This window comes from Roseateles chitinivorans (assembly GCF_002761755.1).
GTDB classification, from domain to species: domain Bacteria; phylum Pseudomonadota; class Gammaproteobacteria; order Burkholderiales; family Burkholderiaceae_C; genus Roseateles; species Roseateles chitinivorans.
Window position 1 is genome coordinate 19,549 of sequence record NZ_PEOG01000022.1, and the last position, 14,099, is coordinate 33,647.

Annotated in this window: 14 protein-coding genes and 1 pseudogene; 13 read left to right on the forward strand and 2 right to left on the reverse strand. The window is 70.0% G+C overall.

Annotation, left to right across the window (positions count from 1 at the left end; genetic code table 11):
• The 11 genes and pseudogenes from ccsB to CS062_RS10010 all read left to right on the forward strand — a co-directional run bounded on the left by ccsB (position 1) and on the right by CS062_RS10010 (position 11,015).
• Positions 1–1,419, forward strand: coding sequence for a c-type cytochrome biogenesis protein CcsB (ccsB, locus tag CS062_RS09965; protein WP_099861497.1), 1,419 nt, complete (start codon positions 1–3; stop codon positions 1,417–1,419).
• 183 nt (positions 1,420–1,602) lie between these two features.
• Positions 1,603–2,586, forward strand: a complete 984-nt coding sequence (msrP, locus tag CS062_RS09970; RefSeq protein WP_099861498.1) for a protein-methionine-sulfoxide reductase catalytic subunit MsrP — start codon at positions 1,603–1,605, stop codon at positions 2,584–2,586.
• Between the two features lie 37 nt (positions 2,587–2,623).
• The gene (msrQ, locus tag CS062_RS09975) at positions 2,624–3,286 is read left to right on the forward strand and encodes a protein-methionine-sulfoxide reductase heme-binding subunit MsrQ (protein WP_099861499.1); all 663 of its coding nucleotides are present in this window, start codon (positions 2,624–2,626) and stop codon (positions 3,284–3,286) included.
• Between the two features lie 249 nt (positions 3,287–3,535).
• Positions 3,536–4,366 carry an APH(3') family aminoglycoside O-phosphotransferase gene (locus tag CS062_RS09980; protein WP_099861500.1) on the forward strand — a complete coding sequence of 277 codons (831 nt, stop codon included), beginning with the start codon at positions 3,536–3,538 and terminating at the stop codon, positions 4,364–4,366.
• Between the two features lie 149 nt (positions 4,367–4,515).
• On the forward strand, positions 4,516–5,178 hold the full coding sequence (locus tag CS062_RS09985; protein ID WP_099861501.1) for a response regulator transcription factor: 663 nt from the start codon (positions 4,516–4,518) through the stop codon (positions 5,176–5,178).
• A gap of 296 nt (positions 5,179–5,474) precedes the next feature.
• Positions 5,475–6,437: pseudogene (locus CS062_RS26840) on the forward strand (NAD(P)/FAD-dependent oxidoreductase); the annotation flags it as partial.
• Between the two features lie 84 nt (positions 6,438–6,521).
• Complete coding sequence (locus CS062_RS26845; RefSeq protein WP_233218012.1) at positions 6,522–6,890, forward strand: dihydroneopterin aldolase; 369 nt, start codon at positions 6,522–6,524, stop codon at positions 6,888–6,890.
• Between the two features lie 92 nt (positions 6,891–6,982).
• Positions 6,983–7,993, forward strand: coding sequence for a tRNA 2-thiocytidine(32) synthetase TtcA (gene ttcA, locus CS062_RS09995; RefSeq protein WP_438270471.1), 1,011 nt, complete (start codon positions 6,983–6,985; stop codon positions 7,991–7,993).
• Positions 7,994–8,260: 267 nt separating this feature from the next.
• Positions 8,261–8,902, forward strand: coding sequence for a DUF4136 domain-containing protein (locus CS062_RS10000; RefSeq protein ID WP_099861504.1), 642 nt, complete (start codon positions 8,261–8,263; stop codon positions 8,900–8,902).
• Between the two features lie 71 nt (positions 8,903–8,973).
• On the forward strand, positions 8,974–10,347 hold the full coding sequence (glmU, locus tag CS062_RS10005) for a bifunctional UDP-N-acetylglucosamine diphosphorylase/glucosamine-1-phosphate N-acetyltransferase GlmU (RefSeq protein WP_099861505.1): 1,374 nt from the start codon (positions 8,974–8,976) through the stop codon (positions 10,345–10,347).
• 191 nt (positions 10,348–10,538) lie between these two features.
• Entirely contained in the window at positions 10,539–11,015 is a 477-nt protein-coding gene (locus CS062_RS10010; protein WP_099861506.1) for a hypothetical protein, read from the forward strand.
• Between the two features lie 260 nt (positions 11,016–11,275).
• On the opposite strand, the gene CS062_RS10015 is transcribed toward CS062_RS10010, so the two are convergent.
• The gene (locus CS062_RS10015; RefSeq protein WP_099861507.1) at positions 11,276–12,109 is read right to left on the reverse strand and encodes a transposase; all 834 of its coding nucleotides are present in this window, start codon (positions 12,107–12,109) and stop codon (positions 11,276–11,278) included.
• A 208-nt stretch (positions 12,110–12,317) separates the two neighbouring features.
• Complete coding sequence (locus CS062_RS10020) at positions 12,318–12,803, reverse strand: thioredoxin family protein (RefSeq protein ID WP_099861542.1); 486 nt, start codon at positions 12,801–12,803, stop codon at positions 12,318–12,320.
• A gap of 112 nt (positions 12,804–12,915) precedes the next feature.
• Between CS062_RS10020 and CS062_RS10025 the strand changes: the two genes are divergently transcribed.
• The gene (locus CS062_RS10025) at positions 12,916–13,830 is read left to right on the forward strand and encodes a DUF808 domain-containing protein (protein WP_099861508.1); all 915 of its coding nucleotides are present in this window, start codon (positions 12,916–12,918) and stop codon (positions 13,828–13,830) included.
• A gap of 6 nt (positions 13,831–13,836) precedes the next feature.
• Positions 13,837–14,079, forward strand: a complete 243-nt coding sequence (locus tag CS062_RS10030; RefSeq protein ID WP_091720554.1) for a hypothetical protein — start codon at positions 13,837–13,839, stop codon at positions 14,077–14,079.
• Positions 14,080–14,099 lie beyond the last annotated feature (20 nt).

Here is a 14,099-nt window from a genome sequence, read left to right on the forward strand (position 1 = left end):
ATGAACAGCACCTACTCCCCCGCCGAGTCGTCGGCCCTGCCCTCGCAGCTGCCGGGCGCCACCGAGGCAGCGCCGCAGCGCTCGCTGGTGATCGGCCAGCGCGGCTACTTCCAGGGTCGCAATGCGTTCGACTGGATCTTCGCGGCGCTGGTGCTGATCGGCGCGGGCTTCGCATTCAGCCGCTATCACGCGTCGATGGATGTCTACGAAAAGGGCATCCTGGCCGGCGCCGCCCCCGCGCTGATCGCGCTGGGCTGGTTCTGGCGGCCGCTGCGGCCGCTGTGCCTGATCGTCGGCGCGGCCAGCCTGTTCGCGATCCAGCTCTACCTGCGCCAGACCGACGACTTCGGCGCCGACCTGGCCGCGGCGGACAAGGTCTTCTTCCTGAAGTACATGCTGTCCAGCCAGAGCGCGATCCTGTGGATGAGCGTGCTGGTCTGGATGAGCACCCTTTTCTACTGGCTCGGCTTCTTCCAGAAGGCCGGGGGCCACAGCGCGGCCGAGGCGATCGGCACGCGATTGGCCTGGGGCGCCGTCGGCATGGCACTGATCGGCACGATGGTGCGCTGGTTCGAGAGCCACCAGATCGCGCCCGACATCGGCCACATCCCGGTGAGCAACCTCTACGAGGTGTTCGTGCTCTTCACCTGGCTGACGACGCTGATGTACCTGTACTACGAGCAGCGCTTCGCGACGCGCGCGCTGGGCGCCTACGTGATGCTGGTGGTCAGCGCGGCGGTCGGTTTCCTGCTCTGGTACACGGTGGCGCGCGAGGCCCACGAGATCCAGCCGTTGGTGCCGGCGCTGCAGAGCTGGTGGATGAAGATCCATGTGCCGGCCAACTTCATCGGCTACGGCAGCTTCGCGATGGCGGCGATGGTGGCACTGGCCACGCTGCTGAAGACCGCCACGCCGCGTGCGCTGGTGATCGGCCTGATCGGGGTGCCGGTGGGGCTGGTGGCGGTGCTGCTGGCCTTCCGCTTCGGCGCCAACGTGTCGCCGGAGCTGGCCGCCGGCCTGAACGGCTGGGCCGGCAAGATGGCCGGCGTGGCGGTGTTCCTGGCGGCGAGCGTCGCGCTGCGCGGCCCGTTGACGGCGCGGCTGCCGGCACTGGCGACGCTGGACGACCTGGCCTACAAGGCGATCGCGCTGGGCTTCGCCTTCTTCACCATCGCGACCATCCTGGGCGCCTTCTGGGCGGCCGAGGCCTGGGGCGGCTACTGGAGCTGGGACCCGAAGGAGACCTGGGCGCTGATCGTCTGGCTGAACTACGCCGCCTGGCTGCACATGCGGCTGATGAAGGGCCTGCGCGGCGTGGTCAGCGCCTGGTGGGCGCTGATCGGCCTGCTGGTCACGACCTTCGCCTTCCTGGGGGTCAACATGTTCCTGTCCGGCCTGCACTCCTACGGGACGCTGTAAGGCGGGAGGGCCACGATCGAGGGCGGCGTCGGGCGAGCACCCACGCCGCCCCCCTTCTTTCGAGGTAGACCGCGGCCCGCGCCCGGTCGGCACCGGCCCTGAACGAGGGGGCTTAAGCACGATCTCATGAAATCCGGCGGTCGGCGGCGTAAGGTGCGAACCTTCCCCTCCCGAAGGTCCGCCATGTACTTCCATAAGCCTCGCCACGGCCAGCGCATCCCCGCTTCCGAGATCACCTCCCGCCAGGTCTACGACGCCCGCCGCGACTGGCTGAAGACGGCGGGGGCGCTCGGCCTGACCGGCCTCGGTCTGTCCGCTGCGGTCCAGGCCCAGACCGCGGGCCCGGGCAAGCTGGCGAAGCTGCCCGGCGTGAAGAGCACGGTGGCCGGCGCCACCGTCATGGAGAAGCTGACCGCCTACAAGGATGTCACCTCCTACAACAACTTCTATGAGTTCGGCACCGACAAGTCGGACCCGGCCGAGAACGCCCACACCCTGAAACCGCGGCCCTGGTCCGTGGTCATCGAGGGCGAGTGCGCCAAGCCGGGCCGCTTCGGCCTGGAGGATCTGCTCAAGGTCGCCCCGATGGAGGAGCGCGTCTACCGGCTGCGCTGCGTCGAGGGCTGGTCGATGGTGATTCCGTGGGTGGGTTACTCGCTCTCGGAGCTGCTGAAGAAGGCCGAACCGACCGGCAAGGCCAAGTACGTCGAGTTCACGACGCTGGCCGACAAGGCGCAGATGCCGGGGGTGCGCTCGGGCGTGCTGGACTGGCCCTACGTCGAGGGCCTGCGCATCGACGAGGCGATGCATCCGCTGACGCTGATGGCCTTCGGCCTGTACGGCGAGGTGCTGCCGAACCAGAACGGCGCGCCGCTGCGGCTGGTGGTGCCTTGGAAGTACGGCTTCAAGTCGGCCAAGTCCATCGTCAAGATCCGCTTCGTCGAGAAGCAGCCGGTGAGCAGCTGGACCAAGGCGGCGCAGCAGGAATACGGCTTCTATTCCAACGTCAATCCGACGGTCGACCATCCCCGCTGGAGCCAGGCCACCGAACGCCGCATCGGCGAGGACGGCCTCTTCGCCAAGCGCCGCCCGACGCTGATGTTCAACGGCTATGAGGCGCAGGTCGGGCAGTTGTACGCCGGCATGGACCTGAAGAAGAACTACTGAGGGCCCCCGCCCCGCCACCGACGCTCCGCAGACGCCGATGACATCCGCCCCGACCTCCACCGCTGCCGCATCTCCGACGACAGCGCCGCGCCGCCCGCCGGCGAAGCGCCATCCGCTGCTGCATCCGGCGGCCAAGGTGGTGCTCTTCCTGGTGTGCCTGCTGCCGCTGGCCTGGTATGTCTTCGGTGCCTTCGCCGACCGGCTGGGCGCGAACCCGGCCGAGACGCTGATCCGGGGGCTGGGCGACTGGGCGCTGCGCCTGCTGTGGATCACGCTGGCGGTGACGCCGCTGCGCACCTGGACGAACCAGCCGGCGCTGGCGCGCTTCCGCCGCATGCTGGGCCTGTTCGCCTTCTTTTACGCCAGCCTGCACCTGCTGGCCTACGGCTGGCTCGACAAGGGCCTGGACCTGGCCGACATCCTCCGCGACATCGGCAAGCGGCCTTTCATCCTGATGGGCTTCACCGCCTGGATGCTGCTGGTGCCGCTGGCGGCGACTTCATTCAACCGCGCGATCAAGGCGCTGGGTGCGCCGCGCTGGCAGGCGCTGCACAAGCTGGTCTACGCGATCGCGGTCGTCGGGCTGATGCACTTCATCTGGATGCGCGCCGGCAAGAACAACTTCGCCGAGCCGCTGGTCTACGGCTCGATCCTGGCGGTGCTGCTGGGTTGGCGGGCCTGGCGGCGCCTGCGACGCTGACATCCCCGGTCGCTGAAGGCTTGGCGCTACCGGCAGCCGACTGCCCGCAGCGACAAGCGTCGATCAGCAGCGCGTACGACGAAGAGGCGCTCCTGGGCCCGTACCCGCTCGCCCCCGGGAAGCAGCAGCTCGAAGTCGCGCGACGCGACGGCCGGGCCGATGTCGTGCCCGACGATGCCCATGGCTCGCCGCCGCGCCTTGCGATCGCCGCGCGTCGATACTCGCGCCCTCGAGGCTGCTTTACCGACCATGACAGACGAATCCGAGACTGACGACCTCCGTGAGATCCCTGCTTCCGCGCCGTCGCTGCCGCCGTCGCTCGCCGCGACCCTCGCGGGCCGCGAGTGGCACCGCAACCTGGTCGGCGAGGCCGGCGCGATCGTGCATCGGGTGCAGCGCGACGGCGCGCCCGATCTCTACCTGAAGCACGGCGATGGCGCAGCCGCCGCGGCCATCGTCGATGAGTTCTCCCGGCTGCGGTGGCTGACCGGGCGTTGGCCCGTGCCGGCGATCGCGCATTTCGAGGCGACGGGCGGGACCGCCTGGCTGCTGACGCAGGCCGTGCCCGGCCGAACCGCCTACGAATGGCTCGAACAAGCGCCGGATCGCGCCCCGGCGATCGTGGCGTCGATCGGGCGCTGCCTGCGCCGCCTGCATGCGTTGCCGGTGGAGACCTGCCCGTTCAACGCGAACCACCGCCTGCAGCTCGACCTGGCCCGCCAGCGGCTCGAGGCCGGGCTCATCGACGCCGACGACTTCGACGACGCGCGTCAGGGCTGGACGCCCGAGCAGGTGTGGGCCGCGCTCGGCGACCTGCTGCCGCTGCCGGAAGACCCCGTCGTCAGCCACGGCGACTTCTCGCTCGACAACCTCCTGATGAGCGCCGACGGCGAGGTGGTCGGCGTGATCGACCTCGGCCGCGTCGGCGTCGCCGACCGCTATCGCGATCTCGCGATCCTGGCCAACTGCCTCGACGAGTTCGGTCCGTCGCTGAGCGGGATCTTCTTCGAGGCCTACGGCATCGCCACGCCGGACGCGCGCAAGCTCGAGTTCCACCTGCTGCTCGACGAGTGCTTTTGAGGCCAGGGCGCGCGGTCGCCGCCCCTGCATCCGGCTGAGCCGACCTATACCAACGCAGGATGTCGGCCGCCACGGCGCCCTCCTACCCTTGCGCCCGGGGCCGACGCTCAGCGCGCGGCCCGCAGGACCGAGTAGAAAGGACGCCCGCCGTGTTCCATGCCGCCTTCGCCCGCATCCAGGTGCGGGTCGCCCATTCCGACCCCGTTGTCGCCGCCGGCCTCGCCAGCCTGCTGTCGCGCGAGGGGGACATCGACATCCTCGACGACCGCATCGAGCTGCCGGGGGCCACGCGCGCGGGCCGTCGGACCGATGTCGTCATCGCCGACTACGCCCGCGCCATGGCGCTGGCGGCCCTGCGGGCCAGCGAAGCACCGGGCCGCTCGGCCGTCCCCGGCGCCACGCCCGCGCCGCGCGTGATGGTCCTCACCGCCCACGACCGCGAACAGGACGTGCGCAGCGCGCTGGAGGCCGGCGTGGACGGGTATGTCGAACTGGGCTGCGCGTCGCAGGAGCTGGTGGCCGGTGTGCGGCACCTGGCGCGCGGCTCGCGCTACCTGAGCGCGCTCGCCGCCCGGCGGGTCGCCGACAGCATGAGCCGGTGCCGCCTCACCGGCCGCGAACGCCAGGTGCTGCGCCTGGTCGCCGACGGCAAGAGCAACAAGGCGATCGCGCTGGCGCTCGACATCTCCGCCGGCACGGTGAAGACCCACATGAAGGGCATCCTGGGCAAGCTCGCCGCTGCCACCCGCACGCAGGCCGCCACGATCGCGAGGGAGCGCGGCCTGCTCACGGCCGACAGCGCGGTGCTCTGAGCGTCACCGCCGTCGAGCATCCGGTCGAAAGGCCGGAACGGACGCCCGAGGCGCAGGGCGGCCCGCCGCCCCGTCCGTCCGCCCATCCGCCTATCCGCCCATCCGTCCGCCCGTGACACGCGTCACCGGGCGGCGCCCTGTCGCGACCTGAGAAGGCCCCGCATGGCGGTTTCGGGCGCTCATCCGGGATAATCCCCGGTTTGCTCGGGACGGTGGCCCTCCGCTCTCCCGGGCCAGGGCCGGGCTGACCGGCCGTCCATGCGCCGGCGGCCCCGCCGGCCGACGCCACGCCTCCCATGTCCCAGACCTCGCCCGACCGACTGCCCGCCAGCCTGCCCGCGCTTGTCGACGCCGCCATCGTCGGCGGCGGCCCGGCGGGTTGCAGCGCCGCCAGCTGGCTCACGCAGCTCGGACTCAGCGTCGCGCTGATCGAGCGCGCGCCGCGCCTGTGCGACAGCCTCCGCCCGCTGGACTACCGCCAGGACTGGCTGCTCGGCGCTCCGGGTGAATCGCTCGCCGCGCTCGGCGAGCGCTACGCCCGCCACGCCGCCAACCAAGCCGGCGTGCACACGCTGATCGGGCAGACCATCCACCATCTGGACTGGCAGGCCGAACAGGGCTGGACGCTCTACCTCGACGGCGGTCCGGCCTTCGCCGAAGGCGCCGCCGACGCGACCGACGCCAGCGGACTGCGCCCGCTGCGCGCCCGCGCGCTGCTGCTGGCGACCGGTCTGACGCCGCGCCATCCGGCGCCGCTGTACCCCGCCCGCGACCGCCACGACCGGGTGCTCGACGCGATCGAGCTGACCGCCGTTCGCGACCGCCTGCCCGCGGGCAGGGTGCTGCTGCTGGGCGGCGGCGACAACGCGGTCGAGAACGCGCTGTACCTGGCCGGCCGCGGCCATGCGGTGACGCTCTGGTCGCGCTCCGAATGGCGGGCGCAAAGCCACCTGATCCAGCAGCTGGACAGCGCGCCCGGCCTGCGCCGCCGCCCCGCCCAGGCGCTGCCGACCGCGGTGACCGCCACCGCCGACGGTGTCGTCGTCACCTCGAAGGCCCACGGCGAGGAAGCTTTCGATCACGTCGCGGTGCTGCTCGGCTACGAGCCCGAGGCCTCCGCCTGGCTGCAGGTGGCCGATGCCCTCCAGCGCGCCGGCGTGACCGCGCCCTCCCAGCCGTTCCGCGACGAGCCGCGCTTCGGCGTGCTGGGCCTGTTCGTCGCCGGCGACGCCAGCGGCCGCCAGCACCCCTGCGTGCAGACGGCGCTGGGCGATGGCGTCGTCGCCGCCAAGCAGATCGAGGCCTTCCTGCGGCCGCTGCGCGAGTCGCAACCGCCGCCGGCGCTGCGTCGCAACAACCGCCAGGTCATCCACATCCACGGGCTGCGCTTCGGCGCCAACCTCGGCGTGCTCGACTTCGAGCGCGAGGGCCCGCAACCGATCCAGGTCGATGCCGAGGTCAACCTCGGCGCGCAGACCATCGTCTCGCGCGACGCCGACATCGGCCATGTGCTGGACTACCGCCGGGTGCGCGCGATCATCATCGACGAGTGCACCGCCGAACACACCGACCTGCTCGAGGCCCTGCTGGGCAAGCTCTCCGTCCGGCTGATGAAGCTGCCGGGCGTGGTGGGCGTGCGCATCAAGGTGACCAAGCTGGAAATCTTCCCCGACTGCCAGGTCGCGATCTCCGCCGAATGCGGCACCTGGTAGCCCTTCCCCCACGTGCTGACTCGCGCCCCCTCCATGGGGGCGGGCCCAGCGGCCCGGCCCAGCCGGTTCCGCGGGCCCCGCTTGACGAATACATCGAGGACCCGACCATGACCGACTCCACCGCCGACATCGACGGCATCGACCTGGCCGCCGCGGACGCCGCGGCCAAGAAGCATGCGCATGAGATGAACAAGCTCAGCAAGCGCCTGCATCGCCAGGTCGGCCAGGCGATCGCCGACTTCAACATGATCGAGGACGGCGACAAGATCATGGTCTGCGTGTCCGGCGGCAAGGACAGCTACTCGCTGCTGGACATCCTGATCAACCTGCGCGACCGCGCGCCGATCAAGTTCGACATCGTCGCCGTCAACCTCGACCAGAAGCAGCCCGGCTTCCCCGAGGACGTGCTGCCGGCCTACCTGAAGTCGCGCGGCGTGGACTTCCACATCGAGGAGCAGGACACCTACTCCATCGTCAAGCGCCTGGTGCCCGAGGGCAAGACGACCTGCTCGCTGTGCTCGCGCCTGCGGCGCGGCATCCTGTACCGCGTCGCTGGCGAGCTGGGTGCCACCAAGATCGCCCTGGGCCATCACCGCGACGACATCGTCACCACGCTGATGCTGAACATGTTCTTCGGCAGCCGCATGAAGGGCATGCCGCCCAAGCTGGTCAGCGACGACGGCAGGAATGTCGTGATCCGCCCGCTCGCCTACGTCAAGGAAAGCGACCTCGAGCGCTGGGCCGAGCACCGGGCCTTCCCGATCATTCCATGCAACCTCTGCGGCAGCCAGCCCAACCTGCAGCGGGCCACCGTCAAGGCGATGCTGCAGGACTGGGACCGCCGCTTCCCGGGCCGGGTCGACAACATGTTCACCGCGATGGGCAACATCGTCACGTCGCACATGATGGACCGCAACCTCTTCCCGTTCGAGACCATCCAGGCCACCGGCGCGCCGGTCGCCGACGGCGACATCGCCTTCGACGAGGACGAGCAGTGCGGCACGCCAGCGCCGGCGACCGGCGTCGTCAACTTCGTGCGCCCGGGCCAGGTGCCGGCGCCCGTCGATGACGCGGGCGAGGCGTACTCGGCGAGCGAGGACTGACCGGCGCTCGGGTGGCCGCAGCGCCGTCCGCGAGCCGCGAGCAGTGCCGGAGGACCTCCCCTCCTCGCGTCGAAGCCCGGGCATGCCCGGGCTTCGCGCTTTCATACGAGGAGATACCGAGCGCTTACCGCGCCGTCACGCGACGCGCACGCGCGGGTCAACCGGCTCGGGTCACAATCGTTGCACCGTCACGCCGCGCACCGGCGTCACCGGGCGCGGCGACTGCCCGGCTGACGGCTGTCAGCGGCACTTGACCTGGAGGTCTCCATGTTCACCTTGAATCGTCGACTGGCCCTCGCGAGCCTCGGCGCGGCAGCCGTGCTGTCGCTCACCGCGTGTGCCTCGCTCAACTCCGTCTCGGCCGATGCCCAGAGCTTCGGCTCCTGGCCCGCCGCCCGACAGGCGGGCACCTTCGCCTTCGAGCGGCTGCCCTCGCAGCAACGCGATGCCGCCGGTCAGGCGGCGCTCGAGGACGCTGCCCGCGGCGCGCTGATCAAGGCCGGCTTCACCGAGGCGAGCGATCCGAAGGCGGCCGACGTCCTGGTGTCGCTCGGCGCCCGCGTCACCCGCACCGCTACCGCGCCCTGGGACGACCCGCTGTGGTGGCGCTGGAACGGCAGCTACTGGGGCTGGCGCTACGGCCCGGCCTGGCGGCCGTACTACAGCCGCTGGGGCTACGCCTACCCGATGGACCCGATGATGGAGCGCCGCTACGACCGCGAGGTCGCCATGCTGCTGCGCGACCGCAAGTCCAACGAGCCGCTGTACGAGGCCCGCGCCTCCAGCGACGGCTTCACCGAAGGCGGCAAGGAACTGTTCGGCGCGCTGTTCGAGGCCTCGATGGCCGACTTCCCGGCCACCCGCCCCGAGCCGCACCGCGTGAGCGTGCAGCTGACGCCATCCAAGTGATGGCGCTGCGGCGCAGCGGCGCCGGGCCCCGATAATCGCGGTCTCTCCAACAGGGAACCGCGATTTTTCTTATGTCGCTGAACATCGTCGTCATGGCCGCGGGCAAGGGCACCCGCATGAAGTCCAGCCTGCCCAAGGTGCTCCACAAGCTGGCCGGCCGCGCGTTGCTGCGACACGTGCTGGCCAACACGGCGTCGCTGCAGGCGGATGCGCGCATCGTCATCACCGGCCACGGTGCCGACCAGGTCGAGGCGGCCATCGGTGGCGAGGGCGTGCGCTTCGTGCGCCAGGAGCCGCAACTCGGCACCGGCCATGCGATCCAGCAGACCGTCCCGGCGCTGACCGCCGGCGGCAGCACGCTGATCCTCAGCGGCGACACCCCGCTCATCAGCACCGCCACGACGCGCGCGCTGGTCGAGGCCTGCGGCGGCGAGCGGCTGGTGCTGCTGACCATCGAGTACGCCGATCCGACGGGCTACGGCCGCATCGTCCGGGATGGCGACCAAGTCAAGGCCATCGTCGAGCACAAGGACGCCAGCGACGAGCAGCGCCGCATCCGCGAGTGCTACACCGGCATCATGGCCGCCCCGACCGAAGCGCTGAAACGCTGGGTCGGCCAGCTCGACAACAAGAATGCGCAGGGCGAGTACTACCTGACCGACATCGTCGCGATGGCGGTGGCCGAGGGCGTGCCGGTGGTCGGCGTGAAGACCGCCGACGAGACCGAGGTGCTGGGCGTCAACAGCCCGTCCCAGTTGGCGCACCTGGAGCGCCGTTTCCAGCTCGTGCAGGCCGAGGCGCTGATGACCGCCGGGGTGCGTCTGGCCGATCCCTCGCGCTTCGACCTGCGGGGCACGCTGACCTGCGGCAAGGATGTCGAGATCGACGTCAATTGCGTCTTCGAAGGCGAGGTCACGTTGGGCGACGGTGTGCGCATCGGCGCGAACTGCGTAATCCGCAACGCGACGATCGGCGCCGGCGCGCGCATCCACGAGTTCACCCACATCGATGGCGAGGCGGCTGGCGCCAGCGTCGGCGAGGGCGCGCTGATCGGTCCCTTCGCGCGGCTGCGCCCGGGCGCGAGGCTGGGTGCCGAGGTCCACATCGGCAACTTCGTCGAGGTCAAGAACTCCACGCTGGCCAAGGGGGCGAAGGCCAATCACCTGGCCTACCTCGGCGACGCCACGGTCGGCGAGCGGGTCAACTACGGCGCGGGCAGCATCACCGCCAACTACGACGGCGCCAACAAGCACCGCACGACCATTGGCGCGGACGTGCATGTCGGCTCCAACTGCGTGCTGGTCGCCCCGGTCACCTTGGGCGATGGCGCCACCATTGGCGGCGGTTCGACCATCACCAAGGATGTCGATCCCGGCGCCCTGGCTGTGGCGCGCGGCCGACAAACCGTGATTTCCGGCTGGTCCCGCCCCAAGAAGGTGAAGTGATTCACCCAAATCAGCTAGGAACTGCGTAAGCTCTGCCATTCGTGTCACGAAGTGTGACAAGTTCACGGAATTGAATTTCTCGGCGTTTGCCGGGCTGGCGCTCCCCCCAAGCTGCGGGAGGCGCGTTTGCCAGGGCATCCCTAGGATCTCTTCCGTTGACCGGCTGACCCGCTGTTCCCAGCTGAATCCCTATGGCGAACTCAAAGACTGCTATCCCGCTGCCGCTCCAGGATGACGAGGTGCTCGCCGTCCCGCCGGTGTCTGCCGCGCTCGATGCGTTGGCGGATCGTTCCGGGGACCCGGCGGCGGAGGCGGCTCGGGCCGAGGCGCTGGAGCAGCTGGCGATGTCGCATGCGATGTGCGACCAGGCGGCGGATGCCTGCTTCTACCTGTGCCGGAGCCTTGGGCTGGCTCGGCAGCAGCAGACGCCGGATGCGGCGCCGGATCTGGAACTGCTGTTCCAGTTGCTGGGCGCCTTGGCGGATTTGCCGAGCGAGGTTTCGGCGATGCCGATGCCCGAAGGTGAGGCCGATGGTCTGGGCGTGGCCGAGCTCTGTCACCAGTTGAGCGCTGCTCGTGAGCTGACGACGGCGGCCTGGCACGAGGCGGCCGAGTCCGACGGCTCGCTGGCTGCCTGCCCCGCAGCCCCCGCCCACGCCCTTCACTGATTCCGCTCCGCCCCAACGCTGCCACGGTACTGCCGCGACCGCGCGTCGCTTCCGCAACCGCAGCGCCCCTCTACAAGCGACGGCAGCGCCCTTCCGCGAGCAACGGCGGCGCCCTTCAACGAGCGACGGCAGCGCCCTTCAACGAGCGACGGCAGCGCCCTTCCACGAGCGACGGCAGCGCTAAAAGGCTGCCAATCTAGGCGCAAAGCACAGCCATAGCAGCGCTATGGCGAGCATTTGCAACGACGAGTGGCAGCCTTTTAGCGCTGCCGTTCGTGGCAGGAGATGAGGCGGCTGACGCGGGATACCGACAATCCGAGCTCGCGGGCGAGCGCCGTCATGGACTGTCCGCCTTCGGTGTGAGCGCGATAAAGCGCTTCCTCGCGGCTGCCGCTGGCCTTGAGCCAGTCGCCCCAGCGCCTCCTTGGCCGTGACGCCCGCGGCGGATGCTCGCTCTGCCGCACGGTGCGCTGCACGAAGGCCGCGTCCCCGAGAAAGATCTGGTGCCGCAGCTGCCCCCAGATATCCAGGTCCGGCTCCGACTCCACGATCGCCTGATACCGCTGCGCCGCCTTCCGCCGATCGGCCGCGTTCTGCGGCACGCGTCCCAGCACGTTGGTCCACAGCCCGTCGACCTCCAGCCACTCCGGCGCCGCCACCAGCCCCGCATGCGCCTGCAAGCTGCTCCAGCCCCACGCCACCGGCGACGACGCCAGCCCGGCGCGCCGCCCGATCAGCTCCACATAGCGACAGGCATCCAGCAGCAGATGCTCCCGATCCACCAGCACCGCCTTGAACCGCCCCTGGAAGACGTGCCCGATCTGCCCATGCCGGCGGTTGTGCGCCTGGGTATAGACGCCATTGAGATGGCGCATCAAGCGCGACAGATTGGCCTGCCGCGTGAACAGCAGCAGCTCGTAATGCTCGCGCCCCAGCCCGTAGGCCAGCACCTGGGCGTCGAAGCGCTGGGCGGCCTGTTCGATCAGGCCCAGCATCGCCAGCCGGTCCTCGTCATCGGCGAACACGGACGCATCGCCACGCGTCGCCACGTGATACACGGCGCCGGGAAACTCGATGCGAAGCGGCCTGGCCATGCCCAATAACTAGGCGATGACCGCACAAAAGACAAGCGCCCGGGCCGCCGTTCCGGCCACGGGCGCAAGACTTGACCCTTGATCACGGGGCCCGCATCCCCGGTCGATAGCCGCAGCGCTATCGGGGGTCAGGACTCAACAGCAAAGCAGCAAAGCCTGGAACCAGATCCCTGCCTATGCATGCATCCGCGCCACGCGAAGGCTGTGCTCAGGACTTGCCCAGCGACTCCAGCACCCGCATCACCGCGTCCTCGCCCATGTTGCGGGCATCGGCGAGCTCGCCGCCCTTGGTCGTGCCCAGCACCTGGCCGTCGGCGCCCAGCACCGCGACGGTCGGGATGCCCTTCTTCAGCGTCACGCCCATCTGGTTGGCGACGTCCACGTTCTTGTCGAAGCGGCCGACATTCACCTTGACGGTGACGAAGCGCTTGTCGACCGCGCCGCCCAGGTGGCCCTGCCCGAAGCCCTTGTTCAGCGCCAGGCAGTCCTTGCACCAGTTGGCGCCGTAGACCACCAGCACCTGCTTGCCTTCCTTGGCGGCGCGGGCGACCGCGGTGTTGATGTCGGCGCGGGCGTCGGCCTGCTCGTCATACGGGCCCGGCGCACCGGCGGCGGCGTCGGCGGCATGGACCGAGGTGGCGGACACCGCGACGAGCGCGGCGGCGAAGAGCTGGGTGGCGGTGCGGCGTTTCATGGCGCCGGAGTTTGCCACCGCCGGCAAGACGTGACGAGGAGGAGGGTCGGCTTCAGGTACAAAGACGGGCTTCGCACAAATCATCACCTTCAGGGAACGGGACACCTCCGCCATGGCCTCCAGCCTGCTCGCTCTGCTCGACGACATCACCACGATCCTGGACGACGTGGCCCTGCTTTCCAAGATGGCCGCCAAGAAGACGTCCGGCGTCCTCGGCGACGACCTGGCGCTCAATGCCCAGCAGGTCACCGGCGTCAGCGCCGACCGGGAACTGCCGGTGGTCTGGGGCGTCTTCAAGGGCTCCCTGATCAACAAGGCGATCCTGGTGCCGGCGGCGCTGGCCATCAGCGCCTGGGCGCCGTGGCTGGTCACGCCGCTGCTGATGATCGGCGGCGCCTACCTCTGCTTCGAAGGCGTCGAGAAGCTCGCCCACAAGTGGCTGCACACCGCCGACGACGACGCCCACGAGGCCGCGCTGGCCGAGGCCTCCAGGAATCCGGCGATCGACCTGGTCGCGCTCGAGAAGGACAAGGTCAAGGGCGCGATCCGGACCGACTTCATCCTCTCCGCCGAGATCATCGCGATCACCCTGGGCACGGTGGCCGACGCCAGCTTCATGACGCGGGTGCTGGTGCTGTCGGGCATCGCGCTGCTGATGACGATCGGCGTGTACGGCCTGGTCGCGGGCATCGTCAAGCTCGACGACGCCGGCCTGTGGCTCAGCCGCAAGGCAGCCGCCTGGCAGCAGGCGCTGGGTCGCGGGCTGCTTTGGCTGGCGCCGTGGCTGATGAAGGCGCTGTCGGTGGCCGGCACCGCCGCGATGTTCCTGGTCGGCGGCGGCATCCTGACGCACGGCGCGCCCTTCCTGCATCACGCCATCCAGCATGTGGTGGAGGCGCTCGGCGCGAGCGGCTTCGCCCGCACGATCGTCGAGCTGCTCGGCGACGCGATCGCCGGCATCCTGGCGGGCATCGTCGTCGTGGCCGTGGTCACCGGTATCCAGCGGCTGCGGCATCGCCGAGAATGACGCCCCATGAAGACGCATCACATCGAAGTCCAGAAGTTCAAGGCCGCCTCGAACTCGAGCACCAGCGGCCTGGTGACCTTCAAGGTGGACGCCCTCGTCAAGGAGCGCGAACCGGTCGAGGGCATCGAGCCCAGCACGCTGCTCGTCATGACCGAGGCCAACGCCCGCGTGCTGATGGCGCTGCTCAAGACCCAGCTGACCGACATGGACGGCCGCAAGCCCAAGAGCCGTCACGGCCGCCACGGCTGAGCGCCCGCCCCGCCCTTTCC